Here is a 22,919-nt window from a genome sequence, read left to right as displayed (position 1 = left end):
TGGTGACGCCCGGTGGGCCGACAAATCCCAAACAGGACAGTCGAGACGTCAGTCAGGCGAGGGGTCAGACCCACCAGCGGCGTCACCACGTCACATCCTCACTGTCAGGCGACGGCGTCGTGCAGCCGCGCCGCCTGCTTGTCCTTGAGCGGGCCGATGACCGACAGGGAGGGCCGGCGTCCCAGGATGTCGCGGGCGACGGCGCGGACGTCGTCCGGGGTGACCGAGGCTATCCGGGCGAGCATGTCGTCGACCGACATCTGATCGCCCCAGCACAGCTCGCTCTTGCCGATGCGGTTCATCAGCGCGCCGGTGTCCTCCAGTCCGAGGACGGTGGAGCCGCGGAGCTGGCCGACGGCGCGTTCGATCTCCTCGTCGGGCAGGCCGTGCGCGGCGACCTGGTCGAGTTCGTCGCGGCAGATCTTCAGTACGTCGTGCACCTGGGAGGGCCGGCAGCCCGCGTACACGCCGAACAGGCCGCAGTCGGCGAAGCCGGAGGTGTAGGAGTACACGCTGTAGGCCAGGCCGCGCTTCTCTCGGACCTCCTGGAACAGGCGGGAGGACATGCCGCCGCCGAGGGCGGTGTTGAGCACGCCGAGGGCCCAGCGGCGGTCGTCGGTGCGGGCCAGGCCGGGCATGCCGAGGACGATGTGCGCCTGCTCGGTCCTGCGGTCGAGGAGCTCGACCCGGCCGGCGGTGCGCAGGGCGCGGCGTCCGCCGCGCGGGGCGATCGGGACGGCGGCCGGGTCGCGGAACGCGCCGGCCTTCTCGAAGGCGGCCCGGACCTGGCGGACGACCGTGCCGTGGTCGATGTTCCCGGCGCAGGCGACGACCAGGTGGGTGGGGTCGTAGTGCTTGCGGTAGAAGCGCCGGATGCGGTCGGCGGTCAGGGCGTTGACGGTGTCGACCGTGCCGAGGACGGGGCGGCCGAGGGGGTTGTCGCCGAACATGGTGTGCGCGAAGAGGTCGTGCACGCAGTCGCCGGGGTCGTCCTCGGTCATGGCGATCTCTTCGAGGATGGCGCCGCGTTCGACGTCGACGTCCTCCTCGCGGATCAGGGAGCCGGTGAGCATGTCGCACACCACGTCGATGGCGAGCGGCAGGTCGGTGTCGAGCACGCGCGCGTAGTAGCACGTGTACTCCTTGGCCGTGAACGCGTTCATCTCGCCGCCGACCGCGTCGAGGGCGGCGGAGATGTCGAGCGCGGAGCGGCGGGCGGTGCCCTTGAAGAGCAGGTGTTCAAGGTAGTGCGTGGCGCCGTTGAGCGCCGGGGTCTCGTCGCGGGAGCCGACGTGTGCCCAGATGCCGAAGGTGGCGGAGCGGACCGAGGGCAGGGTCTCGGTGACGATGCGCAGGCCGCCCGGGAGGGTGGTCCTGCGGACGGTGCCGGTGCCGTTCTCGCCCTTGATCAGGGTTTGGGTACGGGCGACGGCCCGCGCCTCCGGGGAGGTGCGGGCCGTCGCCTGGAAGCCACGGGACGTCACTTGGCGGCGTCGTCCTTCGTCTCGTCGGAGCCGTTGCCGGACTCGTCCTCGCCCTCGATCACGGGGATCAGGGAGAGCTTGCCGCGGGAGTCGATCTCGGCGATCTCGACCTGGACCTTCTGGCCCACGCCGAGCACGTCCTCGACGTTCTCCACGCGCTTGCCGCCGGCCAGCTTGCGGATCTGCGAGATGTGCAGCAGGCCGTCCTTGCCGGGCAGCAGGGAGACGAACGCGCCGAAGGTGGTGGTCTTGACGACCGTGCCCAGGTAGCGCTCGCCGACCTCGGGCATCGTCGGGTTGGCGATGCCGTTGATCGTGGCGCGGGCGGCCTCGGCGGCCGGACCGTCGGCGGCACCGATGTAGATGGTGCCGTCGTCCTCGATGGTGATCTCGGCGCCGGTGTCCTCCTGGATCTGGTTGATCATCTTGCCCTTCGGGCCGATGACCTCGCCGATCTTGTCGACCGGGATCTTCACGGTGATGATCCGCGGCGCGTTCGGGGACATCTCGTCGGGCGTGTCGATCGCTTCCATCATCACGTCGAGGATGTGGAGGCGGGCGTCACGGGCCTGCTTGAGGGCGGCGGCCAGGACGGAGGCGGGGATGCCGTCCAGCTTGGTGTCGAGCTGGAGGGCGGTCACGAACTCCTTGGTGCCGGCGACCTTGAAGTCCATGTCGCCGAAGGCGTCCTCCGCACCGAGGATGTCGGTGAGGGCGACGTAGTGCGTCTCGCCGTTGATCTCCTGGGAGATCAGGCCCATGGCGATGCCGGCGACCGGGGCCTTGAGCGGCACACCGGCGTTCAGCAGCGACATGGTGGAGGCGCAGACGGAGCCCATGGACGTCGAGCCGTTGGAGCCGAGGGCCTCGGACACCTGGCGGATCGCGTAGGGGAACTCCTCGCGGGTCGGCAGCACCGGCACGATGGCGCGCTCGGCGAGAGCGCCGTGGCCGATCTCGCGGCGCTTGGGGGAGCCCACGCGGCCGGTCTCGCCGACGGAGTAGGGCGGGAAGTTGTAGTTGTGCATGTAGCGCTTGCGGGTCACCGGGGAGAGGGTGTCCAGCTGCTGCTCCATGCGGAGCATGTTGAGGGTGGTGACGCCCAGGATCTGGGTCTCGCCACGCTCGAACAGGGCCGAGCCGTGCACCCGCGGGATGGCCTCGACCTCGGCGGCCAGGGTGCGGATGTCGGTGAGTCCGCGGCCGTCGATGCGCTTCTTCTCCTTGATGACGCGCTCGCGCACCAGGGACTTGGTCAGCGCGCGGTAGGCGGCGGAGATCTCCTTCTCGCGGCCCTCGAACTCCGGCAGGAGCTTCTCGGCGGCGAGGGACTTCACGCGGTCGAGCTCGGCCTCGCGGTCCTGCTTGCCGGCGATGGTGAGCGCCTGGGCGAGCTCGGGCTTGACCGCGGCGGTCAACGCCTCGAGGACGTCGTCCTGGTAGTCCAGGAAGATCGGGAACTCGCCGGTGGGCTTGGCGGCCTTCGCGGCGAGGTCGGACTGCGCCTTGCAGAGCACCTTGATGAAGGGCTTCGCGGCCTCCAGACCGGCGGCCACGACCTCCTCGGTGGGGGCCTCGGCGCCGCCCTCGACCAGCTTGACGGTCTTCTCGGTGGCCTCGGCCTCGACCATCATGATCGCGACGTCGCCGTCCTCCAGGACGCGGCCCGCGACGACCATGTCGAAGACGGCGTCCTCGAGCTCGGTGTGCGTCGGGAAGGCCACCCACTGGCCGCGGATCAGCGCGACGCGGACGCCGCCGATCGGGCCGGAGAAGGGCAGTCCGGCCAGCTGCGTGGACGCGGAGGCGGCGTTGATGGCCACCACGTCGTACAGGTGGTCGGGGTTGAGCGCCATGATCGTGGCGACGACCTGGATCTCGTTGCGCAGGCCCTTCTTGAAGGACGGGCGCAGCGGGCGGTCGATGAGGCGGCAGGTGAGGATGGCGTCCTCGGAGGGGCGGCCCTCACGGCGGAAGAACGAGCCGGGGATGCGGCCCGCGGCGTACATCCGCTCCTCGACGTCCACCGTGAGCGGGAAGAAGTCGAGCTGGTCCTTGGGGTTCTTGGAAGCGGTGGTGGCCGACAGCACCATGGTGTCGTCGTCCAGGTAGGCCACGGCGGAACCGGCGGCCTGACGGGCCAGGCGGCCCGTCTCGAAGCGGATGGTGCGGGTGCCGAAGGATCCGTTGTCGATGACGGCTTCGGCGTAGTGGGTCTCGTTCTCCACCAGTGTCTTCTCCGTTACATGTCGTCTTTTCGTCCCTCGCGCCCGTGTGGCGTGGGGGACGTGGTGGAGAAGCGCTCCGTCTGGTGCGGGCCGGTCTTCGATCGAAGCTCCCGGGTTCGCATTGCCCGGGGGCCACTACCGAGGACCGGCGGCGGCGAGGTGCGCTTCTCCCCTTGCGTCGTGACGCCCCGAGGGGCGTCCGTGACGTCCGTGCCGCGGATTGCGGTGCGGGCGTCTGTGACGTCAGTGCCGCGGGTGCGGTGCGGACGTCTGTGGCGTCCGTCCCGCGGGTGCGGCCGAGCGTCACGGTGAGTTGTTCCCAAGGCGTGTGTTACCACACTACAAAGAGGCGGTGACACTCCGCACGTACAGCAAAGGGAGCGGTCCCCGATCCTTCAGGGAACCGCTCCCCTCACGCCGTCCTACTTGGCGCCCGCCGCACCGCGACGGATGCCGAGGCGGTCGACCAGCGCACGGAAGCGCGCGATGTCCTTCTTGGCCAGGTACTGCAGCAGCCGGCGGCGCTGACCGACCAGGATCAGCAGACCACGACGGGAGTGGTGGTCGTGCTTGTGGGTCTTGAGGTGCTCCGTCAGGTCCGAGATCCGGCGGGACAGCAGCGCGACCTGGACCTCGGGGGAGCCGGTGTCGCCCTCCTTGGTGCTGAACTCGGAGATGATCTGCTTCTTCGTAGCGGCGTCGAGCGACACGCGTACTCCTCAAAGGTGTGATGAGTGGCCACCGAGTGCCCCCGGTCTTCGTCTCGGGGGATCTTCCATGACTCGGAAGGCGCGGATCCGCTGGGCGCGGCCTCCAGAGCGGGCGCTCCGGGGGTGCGTACACAAACGGCCATCGGCCAGCCTATCAGGCGGTGACGGGGCTCCCGTCCACGGTCCGCGGAACCGCCCTGGTGGAGGGCTCGCGGCCACTAGGGTGAGCGCCGGACCGTGGACACGCCGGGCAGGTCCGGCTCGCGGCGCGGTCGCCGTCAGCGGTCGGGGCGCAGGGTTGTGGTGGCCGGGGTCCACGGTCTGCGCCGGGGTCGCCGGTCGGGTCGCGGTCACGGTCGCGGTCGCCGTCACCGGAGAGTACGGCACAGCAGGTGGACAGTCGGAACAGACGGAACAGGCGGAAAGGGGTCGCTGCGGCATGGCGGAGACGGCTGAGGAGATCAGGGCGCGCAAGGAGCGGGAGAAGGACGAGCTGTACGGGCTCGACATCTCCGGCGTCGAATGGCACAGCGCACCGGGCACCGAGGAGCACGAGGAGCGGGTCGAGATCGCCTACCTGCCCGGTGGTGCGGTGGCCATGCGGTCCTCCCTGGACCCGGACACCGTGCTCCGGTACACGGAGGCGGAGTGGCGGGCCTTCGTGCTGGGCGCCCGGGACGGGGAGTTCGACCTGGAGCCGGCGGGGCCCGAGGCGGGCTGATCCCACGCGCGCCGGAAGGTGCCGGAGCGGGCGGGACGTCCGTCCGCCCGGCGCCCGGATGCGCAGCATCGCAGCGCCGGGGTGGACGTGCCGGAGGGGCGCGTCACCGGAGCGCCCGCTGACGGGCGCGGGGCGCGCCCTGCCTCGCTGCTGCGCGCCGGCGGGTGGCGACGGGGTGCGGCGCACGCCCGCTTGTGGCTGTGCGGTGTGCACGCCCCGCGTGTGGTGGTGCGGCGCACGCCCGCGCGTAGTCGTGCGGTGCACGCCCGGCTGTGGGGCGCGTCGGCGTGCGTGGCAGCGCGTCGCACGGCGCGCGGCCCACGCACGTGCGCCGTGTGCCCCGACGCGGCGGGCCCGGTCGGCCGGCCGTCCGTCAGGCGTCGGTCGGCTGCCCGTAGGGCGTCCGCTCGTCGTCCGTCAGCCGGTCATCGACCGCACCGACTGGTAGACCTCGAAGACAGCCAGCGCGAGGGGGACCAGCGTCAGCAGGACGAAGCCCTCGGCGATCTCCAGGAAGCGGCCCCAGAAGGGCGTGAGTCCGGTGCGGGAGGCCATCAGTCCGATCGCGGTGATGATCGCGGCCGCCACGGCGATGGCCGCGACCAGCCAGACCGTACGGAGGTCCAGGTCGGCCCGGTCGCCGGTGAGCGCGTCGCGGACCAGGGCGTGCGGCGGGTTGAGCGCCAGCCCGAGGCCGAGTGCCACCAGTGACCCGAGGCCGGCGGCCAGCAGACCGGCGACCTGCGCGGTGTAGCGGAACAGCTGGGCGCGCATCAGCAGCGCGATGCCGGTGGCCAGCGCCAGCAGCTGGGCCCACACGTCGTCCGAGAAGCCGAGCACCAGCGCGGAGCCTGCGGCGAGCAGGGCGCAGCCGCCGACCAGGCCGACGAGCAGTTCGTGACCGCGCCGGGCCTGCGCGCCGATGCGTTCGGCGTCGACCGGTTCCTGGGGTTCGGGGTCGGCGCCGTACGCGGTGCGGTGGGTGGTGTCCGGTGCGTCGAAGCCGATGGGCAGGCGGGCGAAACGCATCGACATGCCCGGCAGGAAGGCCAGTGCCCCGACGGCGACGGGGGCGCACAGGGCGGCCGTCTCGGACGGGGTCCAGTCGCCGAGGAGCGCCCCGAAGGTGGCGGCGAGGGCGAGGCCGGAGGCGACCGCGAAGGCGACGAACGGGCCGTCGCCGCGCGGGGAGCACAGGGTGAGGACCACCGAGGCCACCAGGACGGCCGCGCAGGCCAGCAGGAACTGCAGCTTGCCGATGCCCTGCCCCTCGGACAGCGAGAGCAGCCCGGAACCGGCCACGCCGGCGTTCGGCAGGGCAGCGAGCCCGAGCGCGACGCCCGCGGCACGGTCGTCGTAGACGCGGGCCCGGACGCAGCCGAGGACCACGAGGAGCACGCCGGTGACGCCCGCGAGGATGCCGGGCAGGCCGTGCATGTCGTGGCGCGGGTCGGCGGACCAGGCGACGAACGCGAGCAGGGCGAGCAGCACCCCGCCGCCGGTCAGGCCCGCCGCGCGGGTGAGGTCGTCACGCCACAGGGAGCGGTCGCGGGTCACGGCGGAGGCGACCGCTTCGGAGACGTCGTCGAAGACGGCCGGCGGGAGCGATGCGGAGAACGGGCGCAGGGTGAGGAGTTCGCCGTCGAGAATGCGCTGTGCCGCGAAGGAGCGGGAACTGTCGAGGACGGTCCCGTCCCGGCGGACGAGGTGGTAGCCGACCGGGGCGCCCTCCTCGGCGGTCTGCCGGGAGAGGCGGAGGATCTCGGGGTAGACGTCGGCGACCGGCACGTCGTCGGGCAGGGCCACGTCGATGCGGCTGTCGGGGGCGACGATGGTGACCCGGCAGAAACCGAGTCCCTGTGCCGCCCGGGTGGGTGGCGTCCCCTGCCCCGGTCCGCCCGGGCCGGTGGCCGCCGTCGAGGCCGTCATGCTCACCTGCTGTTCCCCCTCGGTGCTGCGTCCGTACTGAATCCGTACTGAGTCCGTACTGCAGTCCGCACTGCGTCCGGAGCGCGTCCGCACCCTGTCCGGAGCGCGTCCGTACTGTCGCGTACTGCGTCACTGTTTCGTGCTGCGTCCGCACGACGCCCGTACTGCTTCGGTCGTGCACGGTACTGCGTCGTCGCCGAGTCGGTGCGGCCCGGTGGCCTCCGCCCTGCGTCACGGGCCCCGGTCCGTGGGTACGGGGTGAAGGGCCTGTGTTTTCTTCCGGCGGTGCCACTGCCCGCCGTGGAGCAGGCGGTTGACGGCTGTTCGGCAGCCGGGTGCGGGCCCGTGCGGTCCGGGACGGCGTTCCCCGCCGCGCCGGATCTCACGTATGCCCCATATTCCCGGCCGGGTTCGCGTGTGCTGACGCGAACATCCGGCACCCTACCGTCCGTCGGCACGTGAGGGGATCAGTAGGATCGCGCGGCGGCCCTCGTCCGCCTGACACGGGGTGGTGGACGACAAACCCGGCGGGCCGCCAAGGGAATTGGTGAGCAGTGACCCAGATCGTCGTGAAGCGTCCGCCACGAGCGCTGCCGCCCGAGGTGCCGTCCGGTGAGGTCGTGGTGCAGCCGCCGCCCGAGTTGCCGCGGGACCACCGGGAAAGCGTGCTGATGCAGCTGCTGCCGACGCTCGGCATGGGCGGTTCGGTGGTGTTCTTCTTCACCAGCGGTCAGCCGTTCATGCGGATCATGGGCATGGTGATGATCGCGTCGACGATCGCCATGTCGATCGCGATGGTGATCCGCTTCCGCCGGGGATCCCAGGGTCAGCTCGCCGATCTGCGCCGGGACTACCTGAGTTACCTCTCCCAGACCCGCCGGACGGTCCAGGAGACGGCGCGCAGGCAGCGCGACGCCCAGTACTACCTGCATCCGTCGCCGGACCAGTTGTGGGCCCTGGTGGCGGAGGGCAGCCGCGTCTGGGAACGGCGGCCCGGCGACGAGGACTTCGGGCAGGTGCGCATCGGGCTCGGTCCGCAGGCGCTGGCCACCGAGCTGGTCACCCCCGAGACGGGTCCGGTGGAGCAGCTGGAGCCGCTCGCCGCGGGGGCGATGCAGCGGTTCGTCGCGGTCCACGGCACGCTGGACGACCTGCCGATGGCCGTGTCGCTGCGGGCGTTCTACCACGTGACGCTGGGCGGTGAGCCGGAGTCGGTGCGGTCCTCCGCACGGGCCCTGGTCGGTTCGCTGACCGCGCTGCACTCCCCCGAGGACCTGATCGTCGCCGTGGTGGCCGGGCGGGAGGCACTGGCGCACTGGGAGTGGGCCAAGTGGCTGCCGCACGTCCAGCTGTCCGGGGTCGCGGACGGCGCCGGGACCCGCCGTCTGATCGGCGCCGACCCCCGGGAGACGGAGGACCTGCTCTCCTCCCGCCTGACCGGGCGGCCCCGTTTCCACCCGAACGCCGCCCCGCTGCCGGAGACCCCGCACATCGTCGTCGTGCTCGACGGCGTGTCCCTGCCCCCGGACTCGATGCTGCTCAGCCCGGAGGGTCTGCAGGGGGTCACGCTGGTCGAGGTGACCGAGGGCGAGCCGGCCGGGGTGCGCGGCGACCTGTCCGTCGTGGTCCGGCCGCGGTCGCTGCACCTGGAGTCGGCGCACGGCGCCGTCTACGAGGGAACGCCGGACGCCCTGTCGTACGAGTCCGCCGAGGCCCTGGCCCGCCAGCTGGCGCCGCTGCGGATGGCCGAGGGCGGCGACGACGACGAACCGCTGCTGGCGAACCTGGAGTTCACCGACCTGCTCAACCTGGGCGACGCCGCCTCCGTCGACACCCGGCGGACCTGGCGGCCGCGGTCGCAGGCGGAGCGGCTGCGGGTGCCCATCGGCGTCGGCGAGGACGGCCGCCCGGTGATGCTCGACATCAAGGAGGCCGCGCAGGAGGGCATGGGCCCGCACGGCCTGTGCGTCGGCGCGACGGGTTCCGGCAAGTCGGAGCTGCTGCGCACCCTGGTGCTGGGCCTCGCCGTGACGCACTCCTCCGAGACCCTGAACTTCGTCCTCGCCGACTTCAAGGGCGGCGCCACCTTCGCCGGCATGGCGCAGATGCCGCACGTGGCCGCGGTGATCACCAACCTCGCGGACGACCTGACCCTCGTCGACCGCATGGGCGACTCCATCCGCGGTGAGCTCAACCGCCGCCAGGAGCTGCTGCGCGACGCGGGCAACTACGCCAACATCCACGACTACGAGAAGGCCCGCGCCGCGGGCGCACCCCTCCAGCCCATCCCGTCGCTGCTGCTGGTGATCGACGAGTTCAGCGAACTGCTCACCGCCAAGCCGGACTTCATCGACATGTTCGTGCAGATCGGCCGCATCGGCCGGTCGCTGGGCGTGCACCTGCTGCTGGCCTCGCAGCGTCTGGAGGAGGGCCGGTTGCGCGGCCTGGAGACGTATCTGTCGTACCGCATCGGTCTGCGCACCTTCTCCGCCGCCGAGTCGCGGGCGGCGCTGGGCGTGCCGGACGCCTACGAACTGCCGAACGTGCCGGGTTCGGGATTCCTCAAGTTCGGCACCGACGAGATGACGCGCTTCAAAGCCGCCTACGTCTCCGGCGTCTACCGCTCCGGCGGGCAGCAGAACCCGGCGGCGGGCGGCCCGCTGCCGGTCGACCGGCGGCCGGTGCTGTTCACGGCCGCGGAGGTGCCGGTGCACTACGCGCCCGTGCCGCAGCAGCGGGGCGCCGCACCCGGCGGCCCCGACGAGGTCGACGACGCGCTCGCCGACACCGTGCTGGACGTCGTCGTCCGGCGGCTGGAGGCCCAGGGCCCGGCCGCGCACCAGGTCTGGCTGCCGCCGCTGGACAGCCCGCCCTCGCTGGACGGCCTGCTGCCCGGTCTGACGGCCGTGCCGGGCCGAGGCCTGACCCAGCCCGGCTACGAGGGAGCGGGCCGGCTGCTCGTCCCCGTCGGCCTCGTCGACAAGCCGTACGAGCAGCGCCGCGACCCGCTGTGGGTGGACTTCTCGGGCGCGGCCGGCCACATGCAGATCCTCGGCGGCCCGCAGTCCGGCAAGTCGACGCTGCTGCGCTCGCTGATCTGTTCCTTCGCCCTGACCCACACCCCCGAGGAAGTCCAGTTCTACGGGCTGGACTTCGGCGGTGGTGGCATGGCCGCGGTGGCCGGGCTGCCGCACGTCGGCGGCATCGCCTCCCGCCTGGACCCGGAGAAGGTCCGGCGGACGGTGGCGGAGGTCTACGGTGTGCTGAACCGCCGGGAGGAGTACTTCCGCGCGTCGGGCATCTCGTCGATCGCGGAGTTCCGCACCCGGCGTGCCCGTGGGGACATCTCGGTCGCCGACCAGCCGTGGGGCGACGTCTTCCTGGTGATCGACGGCTGGGCCACCTTCCGCGGCGACTACGAGGCACTCGATCAGGTGATCCTCGACATCGCCACGCGCGGGCTCGGCTACGGCGTCCACCTGATCCTGTCGGCCTCCCGCTCGATGGAGGTGCGGTCGGCCCTGAAGGACAACCTGCTGAACCGGCTGGAGCTGCGGCTCGGCGACACCATGGACTCCGAGCTGGACCGCAAGATCGCCGCGAACGTGCCCGCCGGGGTCCCCGGCCGGGGTCTGTCGCCGCAGAAGCTGCACTTCATGGCCGCGGTGCCGCGCATCGACGGCCTCACCTCCGACACGGACCTCGCGGACGCCACCGCGGCCCTGTCCGCCGAGGTGTCCCGGCACTGGCAGGGCTCCGAGGCCCCGGCGGTCCGGCTGCTGCCCCGTACGTTCCCGGCGGAACAGCTGCCGCCGGGCGACCGGTTCCCGAGGCGGGGCGTGGCGTTCGCGCTGGACGAGGACAACCTGGAGCCGGTGTTCGTCGACTTCGACCAGGACCCGTTCTTCCTCGTCTTCGGCGAGAGCGAGTCCGGCAAGTCGAACCTGCTGAAGCTGCTGATCAAGCAGCTCACCACGCGCTACCCGGGCAACGAGTGCAAGCTGTTCGTGGTGGACAACCGGCGGTCCCTGCTCGGTGTCACCCCCGACACCCACCTGGCCGAGTACATCCCCATGTCCAACGCCATGGAGCACCACATGGCGGCCCTGGCCGACCTGATGCAGCGGCGCACCCCGACCGCGGACGTCACCGCACAGCAGCTCCGGGACCGCAGCTGGTGGCAGGGCCCGACCGTGTACGTGGTCATCGACGACTTCGACCTCGTCGCCACGTCCAGCGGCAACCCGCTGAGCGGCCTGACCGAACTGCTCCCGTTCGCCCGGGACGTCGGCGTCCGCTTCATCATCGCCCGCTCCACGGCCGGCGCGAGCCGCGCGTCGTACGAGGCGTTCATGCAGCGCATCAAGGAACTCGGCGCCCAGGGCGTCGTCCTGGCCGGTGACCCCGGGGAGGGCGACGTGCTCGGCGGCGTCCGCCCGCGCCCGATGCCGGCCGGGCGGGGCGTGTTCGTCTCCCGGCGCCGGGGGCGCCCGCTGGTGCAGACGGGGCTGGTGGCGGAGGAGGAGTTGTAGGGGCGGGCCGGCTGGTCGGTGGGTCGTACGGCCGGGGCTGTGGGGCGCTTCGGCCGGGCCGGCGGTGAACCGCTTCAGCCGGTGCTCTGACCGCGTGGGTTCGCCGGCGCGCCCGTATCCAGGAATCTGTGTCAGCCCCTCGCCCATGCACTTGCGCAGCGTCGACGGGAGACGGCTACCTCCGCGTCGGCGACACCACGTGTGGGGCCGCCCGGCGCGGAGACCCGGCTCACCGACGGCATTCCCAACGGCCACGACCGTGGTTCGCGCACCGCTGCGAAGTACCTGACGGACACGACGAACTGATCGCGCTCCGCAGCCCTTCAGCCCCAGGAACTTTCATGCCTCGAAAGCCCTTGCCCCGCAACCGTCACTCATACCTCCTCGTACTGATCGCCGCAGCATGCGCAGCCGTAGCCGGGATCGGAGCATGGCTCTTCTTCGGCCCCGACGATGAGAGCGACGGTTGCGAGAACCTGTTGCAAGACAAACGTGTCCAGGAAGCGTTGGGTGACTCCCACATGCCCGGAATGGACTGCTCCGGGCTCGGGGCGGTGGTACGAGAGGTCACCGTGGGGTCCCTGCCGGGTCGGCACTCACTTCGGCAGGCTCAGGCCATGAAGGATGTGCTCCTGGCTGTCGACGACGAGGTGACGAGGGCCGGGGGCCGTCTGGATCCGGGGGTGGGTGTGCCGCTTGCCGAATCGCTCGCGGACTACGCGTCGGACACAGGTGTGATGCTCGGTATGGGCAGCGCTGACTACGTCGTCCGAAGTTCCGCTTCCGAGCCGGCGTGGGAGGACGACGATGGCGTCCACATGGCCGTTCCGCGCGCTGCGCTGCTCCGGACCGTGCGGGCGGTGTCCGAGGAGCCCAAGGCGTTCGTCGTCCTCCGGCTGGCAGCGACTCGGCACGCTGCGGAAGGACTTGCAGCGGTGGAACGGGACGCGACCGGCGCCGAGCTCACGGCTCCACCTGCGCGCAACGCCCACATGCTCGGTGCGCTGGACGCGGTGGCCGAGGACGTGCGGGAGGACCTGGGCCGGGACGGTGCCGCCGAGTGGGAGCGGGAGGTTCTCCAGTGGCTGACGAAGCGAATTCCCGAGCCGTCGTCCTACGACGAGGATCCGGTGCATCACCTTGTGGGCTCGTGGCAGCGTGCGCTCCTCAGCGGCAAGGCGGAAGGCAGTCGGATTCTTCTCGAGCGGCAGAGCGCCGACATGGTCGACGTCTGGAGCAAGGAACGTGGTCTGGACGGCGAGGTGCGGCGCTCGCTGCGTGAGGACTCGCTCAACAGTTCTTTCGCGGCGCGGGGGAACACGGGGCGGGAACTGGGCTGAGAGAAGCGGGCACGGCTGCCGCACAGCAGGAGCGGGGGCACACGAAAGGGTGGACACCTCCCGTGCGTGTCCACCCCGTTCGTGTGAGGCGTGCGTGCCTCCGGCCGCCTGCTCGGACTACATGAAGTAGCTGGAGCCCTTCAGGTCGCCGCCGCGGTAGTCACCGCCGGCGGTGCCCACGCGCTGGGCGATGCTCGTCAGCGCCTGGTGGATGCCCCGGGCGTGGCGGTCCCACTCCTTGGTCTTCTTGGTGAACTCCTCGTACGCCTCGCCGCCCCAGCCGGCGGCCGCGTCGAGCACGGCCTTCTTGAGGGCTTCGAGGTCGTCCTCGAGCTTCTTGGCCTGGTCGCCCAGCTCGGTGGCGAGCGCGTCCATCGTGCCGTACTTGACGGCGAGTTCGTCGTAGTGGACTCCGGACATGGTTTCCTCGTTTCGTTGAGAGCCGGAAGGTGGTCGGCTCGCGTCAGTACTGGCTGAGGGCGGAGGTCTTGCCGCCGAGGTCGTCCACGGAGATCTTGACGATGTCCGCCTCGATCTGGCTTTCGAGGTTCCGCTTGTCCTTCTTGTTCAGCTCGATGCCCTCGAGGAAGTCGTCGAGCATCCGGCCGATCGCGGCCATGTGGCCGTTGATCTCCGTCTGCTTCTTGTCGAACGCGATGGCGCCCTGGCCCGTCCAGTGCTTCTCGATCATGTCGATCGTGCCCTGGAGGCGGGCGAGCGACTGACGGATCGAGTCGTACCGGTCGATGACGTTGGTCTGGAGCTTCTGTACCTGGGCCTCGTAGAGCTTGCGGCCGTCAGCCATGTCGGCGGTCCCTTTCGTGAGTGCGGTGGTGCGGTGGGTCGTGGTGCGTGTGGCTCACCGCGCGGTGGTGGGTGGTCGGGGTCGGGCTAGGGGGTCCGCCGTGAACGGAGCACGGCGAAGGCGCCGCCGCAGAGGGCCACGGCCGCGGCCACACCTCCGAGGACCACCCAGAGGGTGGTGTTGCCGCTGTCGGAGGCGTCCTCGGCGGAGGCGGACACCGAGGACCGGTCGTCCGCCGACCCTTCCGAGGGCTTCGCGGACGGCGAACCGGACGCGGAGACGGGCTTGCCCGACTCGTCGAGCACACCCTTCTCGTTCTCCCGGGCCAACGGGTCGACATCGGGCGGGCCGGGGTCGAAGTCCGGCTTCTCCAGCACCTTGCGGGGGCGGATCAGGCCGTAGCCGAGGTAGATGCTCGGGTCGTCCTTGGCCCAGTCGCGACTGGCGGTGTCGATGAGGCTGGCGAGGACCTGGTTGGCGGTCCAGTCGGGGTGCGCGGACCAGATCAGGGCGGCTGCGGCGGAGGTGAGGGCGGTGGCGCCACTGGTGCCGCCGTCGCCGTCGCAATAGGAACGGAGGGTGGCGTCGCAGTAGGAAGGCATGTTCACCCCCGGCGCAGCCACATCGATGTAGTTACCGTGCTCGGAGAATTTGGCGACCTTGCCGGACTCATCGGTGGCGGCGACGCCTACGACGTAGGGGTAAGCAGCCGGGTAGTCGATGAGGTTGCGCTTCATCGCATCGTTGCCGGCAGCGGCGATCATCAGCTTCCCCTTGGAATGGGCGTACTTGACTGCCGCCATTTCCTCGTCGCTCTCGGCATCGACGCCGAACGACATGTTGATGATCCGAGCGTCACTGTCAGCAACGGCCCTGATCACCTCTGCGACGTCGGGGGCGTTCTTCACGGGCTTCCTGGCTGTCGAGCCGACGAGGGCGACCCGGTAGGGAACGATCTTCGCTCCCGGGGCCAGTCCCTTGAGTCCACCGCCCGCCCCCGTGCCGGCGATCAGCTCAGCCATGCTCGTGCCGTGACCCGAATAGTCCTCAGTCGCTTCGTGGCCCACGGACTCCGGCACTTCACCAGCAAGGACCTGACCTCTGAGAGAAGGAGTGTCAGGATTGACGCCGCTGTCGATCACAGCAACCTTGATGCCCTCACCGGTGCTGACCTTCCACATCCCCTCGGCCTTCATCGCCGACAGATACCACTGCTTGGACTGCACGTCGGCGGCTGCGGCGCCCGTCGTGAGACCGGTCGACAGCAGAGCGACAGCGCCGACCATCGAGCAGATGACGGCGCTCCGTCTCCTGTTCCGTCTCTGCGAGGCCGCAGACGTGTTCCGCCCAGCGAGTCGGCTCACCCTTGACACCATGCTTCTGCCTGTCCCTTGTCCATCCGGTCAGTTGGACGCCGATGTGTCGTCGCGGCGCCCCCGGCGACGTGCACGGCCCGAGCCGGCGTTCCGGCCCTTTGACGCGCCATGCCGCGCTGCGGGTTCCTCAGATGAGCGGCCACTCTTCTTGGAGGCCGCCCCAGCCGCCGTAGGCGCTCCGATGACACCCTCGGAGCTGCCGGCTGGACGGCGGCCCGATGGTGCCCTGTTCGCTGTCCCGGGGGGTGCTCCGATCACGCCTTGTTGACCGGGCCTCTGCCCGTTCGAGCGGGCCGCGGCTGCGCCCTCTCCGCCAATGACGTTGCTGCGTGGCAGCCTCGGGGTTGTCCCGGCACCGGACTGCGGTGCCCCGACTACAGGGCGTCCGCCTACCACGCCGTCACCGCGTCGGCCGGGGGTTCCGCTGCGGCCTGCCAGTGGTGGTCCCATGGGGCCCATCGGCCCGCGAGCGCCGCCGCCTACGGGACCTGGCATCGGCGTCGCATTTCTCGGTACGCCACCGACGATGCCGCGTCCCGCGGTGCCGCTCCCTGCGCCGGAGGCCCCTGGCATGGCGCCACGCCCGACGGGACCCAGCGGACCGGTGGCCCTGCCCATCGGCCCGGCGCCCCCCGCTCCCATGCCCGGCCCCGTGCCCATGGCACCCGGCCCCATACGCCCGATCGGGCCGTTCCGCCCCGGCGCGCCGGCCGGACCGTGCGCCGCGGGAGGAACCTTGCCCACGGGCAACCCGCCAGGGCCACCCATCGGGCGCCCCGCCGTTCCGCGCAGGGCGGGCGGCATCATGCTGGGCGCCATGGGAGGAACGGGACCCGACTGGCCGACGGGACCGGCTGTCGCCGACGGCGCACCGGCCGTCGGCGGCCTCACTGCTTCCTGAGGAGGCAGGGTGCCGACGGTGTTGATCTCCGTGCCGACATTCGACTTCGGCAGCCCATCGGGCTTGGTCGCTTCCTTGAGCGATGCCTGCGCGTCCACGGACTGCCGCCCGAGCTCCGCTCCCCGTTCGCTCTGCGCTGTGGTGCGGGCGTCGTAGGAGGCAGCGGGCAACTGCTGTTCCGACGCAGGCGGCGTGGGCAAGCTCTCGTAGGGCAGCGGCTTCGGGACCCCCACATCCGGCATCTTCGGGAACACCGGCTCCTCCGCCGAGGCCATCTTCCCCTGCGACACCCGGTAGAACGACGCCAGCCGGTACATCTGGTTGATGGCTTCCTGGCGGTTCTGTTCCGCCTTGCGGGCGGCGGTGAACTCCTCGTTCGTGTCGAGCCGCTGGATGGGCGGGATGTCGTCGACGGTCTTGGGGTCGGCGCGGGAGTCGCGCGGGGGCATGGACTTGCGGACGGAGGCGAGGCCGGAGCCGGCGGCCATGACCTGGGTGCCGACGGTTTCCGCGTAGTTCGCCAAGCCCTTGGCGGTGGTGACGAGGCTCTTGGCCCACTTCTGGAAGGCGTCGTGGGCCTCGCCCTTCCAGTCGATGTTCTTGAGGTCACCGTCGAGTATGTCCGCGGCCTCCTCGATGGCGGTGCGGGCGGCGAGGAGCGCCTCGCCCGCGGACTCGAGGAGTTCGGGGTTGGCCGATTCCACGATGTCCACCATGTCGTTGAGGTCGTAGCCCTCGAAGTTGGTGGACGCGAAGTGGATGCCCCGGGCGTTCGGGAAGGGCGAGAGGGGGTTGAACGGGTTGACGACGCGGGTCATGTTCATGACCGCGTCCAGGGCGCCGTTCTGCGAGGTGGCGTCCTCGCGCTCGTCCTGGTAGGGATCCGGCCTGTTCTTGTCGCCGCTCATCAGTACCCCCCGTCGGTCTGGTCCGCCTTGTTGTCCCGCTTGTCCCGGGCGTCGCGCATCTCCTCGCTGGTCCGGTTGACCTCGGTCCGGATCAGGTGGAACTGGCGGCGCTGCTCCTCCTCGAGGTTGTCGAAGTCGACGTCCACGCCGTGCACGGCGATGCGCATGGCTTCGAGTTGCAGGCCGAGGGACTTGGACAGCGCGGTGATCCGCTCGTGGACGCGTTCGTACTCGAGGTGGAGCTGTTTGCCCTCGGGGAAGGCGCCGGTGCCGAAGGCGGTCTGCGGAAGGCTGTGGGCCGAGACCTTGGCCGGGCCGCCCGGTGATCCCTCGAAGGTTTCGAGGAGGTCGTCCACCTTCTCCTTGAACTTCGACAGCGCCATCACGCCGCGGCGCAGGTCCGCCGATCCGGACGCTTTGCCCGGTGCTCCGGCCCTGTCCTCCTCTGGAAGCCCCATGCTTCTTCCTCCCCGTGGGTACTGCTGCCCCGTTGTCCCCGTGCCGTGGCCGGTCGGACCCGCTCGGGCGTTGTTCCGTTCGCGCCCCGAAGCGATCACGACCGCAACGGAACCACTCTAGTGATCCGCACCGACAGTCCCAACTGCCATACGCCGTCGCGGTCGTACGGAACGGCGTATCCTCACCCTCTCTTCACCGGACGGTACGGACGCGGAGCCGGTTGCCGTCAAGGCGTCGGTGACCGAGCGGTGTTTCTCACATCGTGCTGTCGACGTTTTCCGGGGTGACCGCCCTCTTTCGCCTGCGCGCGTCCCGGACGGCCACCGCCGTACCGCCCAAGCCGGCCACCAGCACCGCGGTGCCGACGGCGACGTAGGTCGCGAGGCGGGCGTTGCGTTCGTCGGCGGTCTCGCCGAGCGGGAGGGGTGCCGCCGCGGGTGCCTCGGCGCGGGCGAGGCCCTCGCGGGGGCGCGGGGACTCGATCGGGCGGTCGTCCTCGGTGAGGGCGGCGACCGGGTCGACCACGCCCCAGCCGACCAGGCGGTCGCGGCCGGCGATGGTCCGTTCCGCGGTCTGCTCGATCTGGGCGACGATCTGACGCTGCGTCCACGTGGGGTGCTTGGCCCTGATGAGCGCGGCGATGCCGGCGACGTAGGGCGCGGAGAAGCTGGTGCCGTTGTCGAGGCAGTGGCCGCCCTTGGGGACGGTGGAGATCATGTCGACGCCGGGTGCCGCCACGTCGACGAAGTCGCCGGACTGGGAGAAGGAGGCGCGTTCGTTGTTGCGGTCGGAGGCGGCGACGGCGAGGACGCCGTCGTAGGAGGCCGGGTAGGTCTTCTTGACGTTGCCGCCCGCTCCGTCGTTGCCGGCCGAGGCCACGACGACGATGTCGTTCTTCAGGGCCTCGTCGATGGCGGTCTTCAGCTTCGGGTCCGGTTCGGCGGCGTCGGAGGTGTCCTGGCTGATGTTGATGACGTCGGCCTCGGCCGCGACGGCGTGGCGGATCGACCGGGCCAGGGTGTCGGTGTCGCCGTTGCCGTCCGCGTCGTTCTGCTGGATCGGGATGATGGTGGCCTCGGGGGCGAGGCCCACGAAGCCGGTCTTGTCGGCCGGGCGGGCGGCGATGATGCCGGCGACCTTGGTGCCGTGGCCGACGGTGTCGGTGGTGCCGTTCTCGTTGCCGCGGTCGACGGGGTCGCCGTTGTCGTCCTTGAGGCCCTTGGGCAGGAAGTTGCGGCCGCTCTTGGCGTCGACGGCGTCCTTGAGCTGCGGGTGGGTCGCGTCGACGCCGGTGTCGATGACGGCGACCCGTACGTCCTTGCCCTTGGACTGGCTCCACAGGGCGTCGAGTTGGACGCGCTGGAGGCTCCAGGGGCGGCCGGGGTAGGAGGCGTTGGGGTACTCGCACTGGTCGGAGAAGGAGTCGTCCGCGGCGGCGGGCGGGGCGAGGGTGACCGGGGCCGCCAGCAGGACCGCCGCGGTCGCCGTCCGGAGCAGGGCGAGGTGGGTGCGTCGCATGCCGTCCCCCGGGGTCAGGAGCCCTGCGGCTGGCGGGCCGCTGCCGTGGACAGGCGGGGTCCGGTGGGCAGGAACGCGGACCAGGCGGCCGGGACGGGTGCCGGGTCGACGTCGGCGTAGCCGAGGCGGGTCTGCGCCTGCTGGGCCTGCTGCTCCAACTGCTTCCTCTCCTCGGCGGACATGCCGATGCCCGCGTCGTCGGTGGCGCTGTCCGCGTTGGACTGCAGGACGTAGCGCAGGCCGGTGTCGGTGACCAGGAAGACGGGGCCGGCCTTGGTCTCGGTGCCCTGGAACTGACGGTAGAGCTGTCCGGAGCCCGGGGTGACGTAGGCGCTGGAGGAGCCGGCGGGGAGGTCGGCCGGGAAGTCGGTGCCGGCCCAGGTGGTGAGCGTGGTGGCGCCCTTGTCCCCGACGTGGTGCAGGACGTTGCAGACGGTGTTGCGGCTGCCCTTGACGGTGGAGGGCTCGTTGACCGCCTCGGGGGTGCCGGTAGGCCAGTCGTGCTCCTGGCCGAAGGGCTTGCCGGGGACGATCGCGCCGGGGCTGATGTCCAGGGCGTGTCCGGTCTGGCCTAGCGAGGTCAGGTCCTCGCTGGACAGCAGGAGTTTGGCGACGAAGGCGGAGACGGGGGCGACCCGGCCGGGGAGGACGACGTAGTGCTGCACCTTGTTGTTGTCGGGCGCCCTGAGCACGGTGCCGACCCTGTTGGCCGACGGGTCGAGCCGGCCGGGCGCGTCGGCGGGGGCGCCGGGAGTGGCGTCGAGCTCGGGGAAGGTGACCGGGTCGCCCCGGTGGAGGGTGGCCAGCCACTCGCGGGAGACCCGCTGCGGTTCGCTGCCGGAGCCGACGATCGTGCGCAGCAGGAGTTCCAGGTCGTCGCCGCTGTCCAGTTCGTCGACGCGGTAGGCGGTGCCGCCCGCGTCCACGATGTGGCGGTGGCCGTCGGGGTCGACGACGTAGAGCAGTTGACCGCCCTTCAGCTTCTGCTTGCCCTCGGTCAGGGAGCGTTCGCGGTCGGCGAGGACGAGGGCCGCCTTCTGGATGGACCGGCCGCCCGCGCTGGGGCGTTCACAGACCGCCCACCGTTTGGCCGCGGCCGCTTCCTTCGCGGAGGGCAGGCGGTCGGGGGCGTAGGGGATGCCGATGGTGGCGCCGTGCGGGATCTTGCCGCTGTCGAGGAGCGACTCGCTGACGGTGACGACGTCGCCCTTGTTGGGGGCCAGGAGCAGCTTGGCGGACGCCATGTTGAGGACGGGGTGCAACTGGGCCTCGTCGCCGGTCTTCAGCACGACGTACCGGGTGGTCGACTCGCTGGCGATGATGACTTTCTCGTTGGGGGTGTCCCAGCCCTTGGGCGCCGTGGGCTTGAGCATGCCCCAGGCGCCGAACACGGCCATGACGATCACGCCGATGACGACGCCGGGCACGACGCCCCGCAGCGGGCGGGGCGCTCCCTCCTCGGATCCCTGCGGGAACGACTGGACGAAGGCCGCGAGCAAGCGGCGCTTCGCGAAGGTGTAGGCGTTGAGCTGATCCCGCCGAGATGCCATTGGTGCGTGTCTCTCCCCGTGTTCCGCACGTGTCCCGCCCGCACCCGTTCCGGGGGCGGGGATCGCCGTCGTCCGCCCGCCGGTGTCGGACCGGGCCCCTACTATGCCTGGTGTGGGGAGCAACTGGCGGAGCGGGTAGGGTGCCTGGGCCCCGCAGGGCCTGGTGGGACGCGGGATTTCCTGCGTGTTGTGAACAAATGGGGGGAATGCAGTGATGGCTTCCGGAAGGCGGCCCCCGGGCCGTGGCCGGACCCGGACGCGCGGTGCCGCCGCACCCGACGCCGGGGCCGCGGGGCAGCCGTCCCCGCGCGGGGGTCTCCAGCTCAAGGTGCGTGCGGGACGCCCGGGTTCGTTCCGGTTGCAACGGATCGTCCTGGTGGAGCTGGCCGCCGCCGTGCTCCTGGCGGGCTGGTTGTTCGGGCCGCTGTTCCTGGTGCCGGCCGCCGTCGTCGCCGTGCTGCTGGTGCTGCTCGCCTTCGTGCGCCGCCGCGGCCGTTCGCTGCCCGAGTGGATCGCCACGGTGCGGGCGCTGCGTTCCCGGCGCAGGCGCGCGGCGAAGCTGGAGATCCCGGCGGGGACGGAGGCCGGGCTGGCGCCGGCCGTGGAGTGCGACCCGAGCCTGCGCACGTACACGTTCGGCGGGCGGGAGCGGCGTCCCGTCGGCCTGGTCGGGGACGGCACGTTCGTGACGGCCGTGGTGCAGGTGGAGGCGGACGCGACGGCCCTGCGGGCGGAGCGGTCCCGGCGGCCCCTGCCGCTGGCGCTGGTGCGGGACGCGCTCGACGTGGACGGGATCCGTCTGGAGTCGGCGCAGATCGTGCTGCACACGCAGCCCGCCCCCGCACTGCACCTGCCCCGTCAGTCGGTGGCGGTCAGCAACTACGCGCCGTTGCAGGAGCAGACCGGCGCTCCCGCGGTGCGCATCACCTGGATCGCGTTGAAGGTGGACCCGGAGCTGTGTCCGGAGGCCGTGGCGGCCCGGGGCGGCGGGCTGGTGGGGGCGCAGAAGTGCGCGGTGCGGGTCGCCGACCACCTGGCCAGCCGGCTGACCGGTGCCGGGTTCCGGGCCACGGTGCTCGACGAGGAGGAACTGACCTCGGCCATCGCGACGTCGGCCTGCGCCAACCCGCTGGTGACGGCGGAGGCGGGGCGGTCCTCCCGGCAGGAGCGGCGCACCGAGGAGTCGGGCCGCAGCTGGCGTTGCGACAACCGCAGACACACCACGTACTGGGTGCGCAGGTGGCCCGCGTTCGGCGCCGAGGGCGGTGTCCCGCTCCCCCAGTTCGTCGCCCGGGTCACCGCGGTTCCGGCGCTCGCCACCACCGTCAGTCTCACCCTGGCGGCGGAGGGCCGGCGGGAGCTGTCGTTGACCGGGCACCTGCGGGTGACCGGTCGCAGCGCGGAGGAGCTGACCGAGGCCCGGCGGGCGCTGGAGGGCACCGCGCGGGAGGCCGGTGCGACCCTCATGCGCCTGGACCGTGAGCAACTGCCCGGCGTACTCGCCACGTTGCCCCTGGGAGGTGTGCGGTGACGGCCATGACGACAGGACCCGGCGCCGGCCCCGGCGTCCCCGCGCCCGCGCCCGGCTCGGGCCCGGCGGCACCGGCTGCGGGTACGCCGGACACGGTGGCGTCCCGCGCCGCGGAGCTGCTGCGCACCGGTTTCGGGCTGATCGGCCCGCGCCACGGCCGGCACACCCTGAGCGCCGACGACCTGGACACCCTGGCGCTGCCGATCGGGGACGACGGGGTCGTCATCGGGGTGGACGCCGAGGGTCAGCCGGCGGTGCTGGGGCTCAACCGGCCCACCCCGTACGACATCGTGCTGATCGGCAGCCTGTGGACGGTCCAGGTGCTGGCGCTGCGGGCCGCGGCGACCGGTGCCCGGGTCGCCGTGGAGACCGGGCGTCCGCAGGCGTGGACGCAGATGGTGCACGCCATGGGCGGCGGGCAGAACGGCCTCGCGGTGTACGACGTCGGGCGGGTGCCGCCGCAGGGTGCGTCGGCCGGCACACCGGTCCTGGTCGTGCGGGACTGCGGGATGCGTCCGCCGCGCGGCCGGGTGGTGTCCGGGCGCTGGCAGGCGGTCCTGACGCTGCTGCCCTATCTGAGCCCCGTCGCGCCCCGGTTGCTGCGTCAGGCGCGGTTGGTGGGTGTCCAGCGCATCTCGCCGGACGAGTCGGCCGAACTGGGGCGCACCATGGGGCTGCCCCGGGCGGAGATCGACGCCCTGCCGACGCTGCCCGACGGTGTCACCCTGTGGTGCGCCGACCGTGACCGGCAGTACGTGATGACCCAACCGACCGACGCGGAGATCGGGTTGCTGGGTACGCCCCGGCGGATGGACTGAAGGCCGTCGGCCGCCGGGACGCGGAAGCGTACCGAGGGGTCGACGGGGCCTGCCGGGGTGCCGGTGGTGGTGATTAGGCTGGGTCCGGTCGGGGGCACCGTGCGACGGA

The 22,919-nt window shown here is 71.5% G+C and carries 16 protein-coding genes; 5 read left to right on the top strand and 11 right to left on the bottom strand.

Features of this window, described 5'->3' with window-relative positions; all coding sequences use genetic code 11:
- Positions 1 to 104 precede the first annotated feature (104 nt).
- The 3 genes from AC02VZ_RS23950 to rpsO form a co-directional block, all read right to left on the bottom strand.
- Positions 105 to 1,484, bottom strand: a complete 1,380-nt coding sequence (locus tag AC02VZ_RS23950; RefSeq protein WP_432057821.1) for a M16 family metallopeptidase — start codon at positions 1,482 to 1,484, stop codon at positions 105 to 107.
- A complete protein-coding gene (locus AC02VZ_RS23945; RefSeq protein ID WP_432057820.1) occupies positions 1,481 to 3,712 on the bottom strand; it encodes a polyribonucleotide nucleotidyltransferase in 2,232 nt (743 codons plus the stop codon). The genes AC02VZ_RS23950 and AC02VZ_RS23945 overlap by 4 nt, the downstream gene beginning before the upstream one ends.
- A 422-nt stretch (positions 3,713 to 4,134) precedes the next feature.
- A complete protein-coding gene (rpsO, locus tag AC02VZ_RS23940; protein ID WP_164338358.1) occupies positions 4,135 to 4,422 on the bottom strand; it encodes a 30S ribosomal protein S15 in 288 nt (95 codons plus the stop codon).
- A 439-nt stretch (positions 4,423 to 4,861) separates the two neighbouring features.
- On the opposite strand from rpsO, the gene AC02VZ_RS23935 reads away from it, so the two are divergent.
- Positions 4,862 to 5,143: a DUF397 domain-containing protein gene (locus tag AC02VZ_RS23935; RefSeq protein WP_362101609.1), complete on the top strand. Its 282-nt coding sequence runs from the start codon at positions 4,862 to 4,864 to the stop codon at positions 5,141 to 5,143.
- A 417-nt stretch (positions 5,144 to 5,560) separates the two neighbouring features.
- Here AC02VZ_RS23935 and eccD read toward each other — a convergent pair whose 3' ends face one another.
- A complete protein-coding gene (eccD, locus tag AC02VZ_RS23930) occupies positions 5,561 to 7,072 on the bottom strand; it encodes a type VII secretion integral membrane protein EccD (protein ID WP_476476363.1) in 1,512 nt (503 codons plus the stop codon).
- Positions 7,073 to 7,626: 554 nt separating this feature from the next.
- On the opposite strand from eccD, the gene eccCa reads away from it, so the two are divergent.
- Both eccCa and AC02VZ_RS23920 read left to right on the top strand, forming a co-directional pair.
- Entirely contained in the window at positions 7,627 to 11,604 is a 3,978-nt protein-coding gene (gene eccCa, locus AC02VZ_RS23925) for a type VII secretion protein EccCa (RefSeq protein WP_476476362.1), read from the top strand.
- Positions 11,605 to 12,221: 617 nt separating this feature from the next.
- Positions 12,222 to 12,944, top strand: a complete 723-nt coding sequence (locus AC02VZ_RS23920; RefSeq protein ID WP_476476361.1) for a hypothetical protein — start codon at positions 12,222 to 12,224, stop codon at positions 12,942 to 12,944.
- Between the two features lie 117 nt (positions 12,945 to 13,061).
- On the opposite strand, the gene AC02VZ_RS23915 is transcribed toward AC02VZ_RS23920, so the two are convergent.
- The 7 genes from AC02VZ_RS23915 to eccB form a co-directional block, all read right to left on the bottom strand.
- Positions 13,062 to 13,364 carry a WXG100 family type VII secretion target gene (locus AC02VZ_RS23915; protein WP_432057816.1) on the bottom strand — a complete coding sequence of 101 codons (303 nt, stop codon included), beginning with the start codon at positions 13,362 to 13,364 and terminating at the stop codon, positions 13,062 to 13,064.
- Positions 13,365 to 13,407: 43 nt separating this feature from the next.
- Positions 13,408 to 13,749: a WXG100 family type VII secretion target gene (locus AC02VZ_RS23910; protein ID WP_362101623.1), complete on the bottom strand. Its 342-nt coding sequence runs from the start codon at positions 13,747 to 13,749 to the stop codon at positions 13,408 to 13,410.
- Positions 13,750 to 13,835: 86 nt separating this feature from the next.
- Positions 13,836 to 15,035 carry a S8 family serine peptidase gene (locus AC02VZ_RS23905; RefSeq protein WP_432057815.1) on the bottom strand — a complete coding sequence of 400 codons (1,200 nt, stop codon included), beginning with the start codon at positions 15,033 to 15,035 and terminating at the stop codon, positions 13,836 to 13,838.
- 117 nt (positions 15,036 to 15,152) lie between these two features.
- On the bottom strand, positions 15,153 to 16,934 hold the full coding sequence (locus tag AC02VZ_RS23900) for a WXG100 family type VII secretion target (RefSeq protein ID WP_476476360.1): 1,782 nt from the start codon (positions 16,932 to 16,934) through the stop codon (positions 15,153 to 15,155).
- On the bottom strand, positions 16,934 to 17,392 hold the full coding sequence (locus AC02VZ_RS23895) for a hypothetical protein (protein WP_476476359.1): 459 nt from the start codon (positions 17,390 to 17,392) through the stop codon (positions 16,934 to 16,936). Before AC02VZ_RS23895 ends, AC02VZ_RS23900 begins: the two co-directional genes overlap by 1 nt.
- Before the next feature lie 256 nt (positions 17,393 to 17,648).
- Entirely contained in the window at positions 17,649 to 18,911 is a 1,263-nt protein-coding gene (mycP, locus tag AC02VZ_RS23890) for a type VII secretion-associated serine protease mycosin (protein WP_476476358.1), read from the bottom strand.
- A gap of 14 nt (positions 18,912 to 18,925) precedes the next feature.
- Positions 18,926 to 20,461, bottom strand: coding sequence for a type VII secretion protein EccB (gene eccB, locus AC02VZ_RS23885; protein WP_476476357.1), 1,536 nt, complete (start codon positions 20,459 to 20,461; stop codon positions 18,926 to 18,928).
- 214 nt (positions 20,462 to 20,675) lie between these two features.
- On the opposite strand from eccB, the gene eccE reads away from it, so the two are divergent.
- Both eccE and AC02VZ_RS23875 read left to right on the top strand, forming a co-directional pair.
- Positions 20,676 to 21,992: a type VII secretion protein EccE gene (gene eccE, locus AC02VZ_RS23880; RefSeq protein ID WP_476476356.1), complete on the top strand. Its 1,317-nt coding sequence runs from the start codon at positions 20,676 to 20,678 to the stop codon at positions 21,990 to 21,992.
- Between the two features lie 5 nt (positions 21,993 to 21,997).
- Entirely contained in the window at positions 21,998 to 22,810 is an 813-nt protein-coding gene (locus tag AC02VZ_RS23875) for a hypothetical protein (RefSeq protein WP_476476355.1), read from the top strand.
- The last annotated feature ends 109 nt before the right edge of the window (positions 22,811 to 22,919 follow it).

The sequence above is a fragment of the Streptomyces sp. 3-6 genome (assembly GCF_056323165.1).
This window is presented reverse-complemented; position numbering and strand designations above follow the sequence as displayed.

What these genes read in the sequence shown, in the direction of transcription:
- AC02VZ_RS23935 (WP_362101609.1), top strand. Translation starts at nt 4,862, where the DNA reads ATGGCGGAGACGGCTGAGGAGATCAGGGCGCGCAAGGAGCGGGAGAAG.
- eccD (WP_476476363.1), bottom strand. Translation starts at nt 7,072, where the DNA reads ATGACGGCCTCGACGGCGGCCACCGGCCCGGGCGGACCGGGGCAGGGG.
- AC02VZ_RS23920 (WP_476476361.1), top strand. Translation starts at nt 12,222, where the DNA reads ATGAAGGATGTGCTCCTGGCTGTCGACGACGAGGTGACGAGGGCCGGG.
- AC02VZ_RS23915 (WP_432057816.1), bottom strand. Translation starts at nt 13,364, where the DNA reads ATGTCCGGAGTCCACTACGACGAACTCGCCGTCAAGTACGGCACGATG.
- AC02VZ_RS23910 (WP_362101623.1), bottom strand. Translation starts at nt 13,749, where the DNA reads ATGGCTGACGGCCGCAAGCTCTACGAGGCCCAGGTACAGAAGCTCCAG.
- AC02VZ_RS23905 (WP_432057815.1), bottom strand. Translation starts at nt 15,035, where the DNA reads ATGGTCGGCGCTGTCGCTCTGCTGTCGACCGGTCTCACGACGGGCGCC.
- AC02VZ_RS23900 (WP_476476360.1), bottom strand. Translation starts at nt 16,934, where the DNA reads ATGAGCGGCGACAAGAACAGGCCGGATCCCTACCAGGACGAGCGCGAG.
- AC02VZ_RS23895 (WP_476476359.1), bottom strand. Translation starts at nt 17,392, where the DNA reads ATGGGGCTTCCAGAGGAGGACAGGGCCGGAGCACCGGGCAAAGCGTCC.
- mycP (WP_476476358.1), bottom strand. Translation starts at nt 18,911, where the DNA reads ATGCGACGCACCCACCTCGCCCTGCTCCGGACGGCGACCGCGGCGGTC.
- eccB (WP_476476357.1), bottom strand. Translation starts at nt 20,461, where the DNA reads ATGGCATCTCGGCGGGATCAGCTCAACGCCTACACCTTCGCGAAGCGC.
- eccE (WP_476476356.1), top strand. Translation starts at nt 20,676, where the DNA reads ATGGCTTCCGGAAGGCGGCCCCCGGGCCGTGGCCGGACCCGGACGCGC.
- AC02VZ_RS23875 (WP_476476355.1), top strand. Translation starts at nt 21,998, where the DNA reads ATGACGACAGGACCCGGCGCCGGCCCCGGCGTCCCCGCGCCCGCGCCC.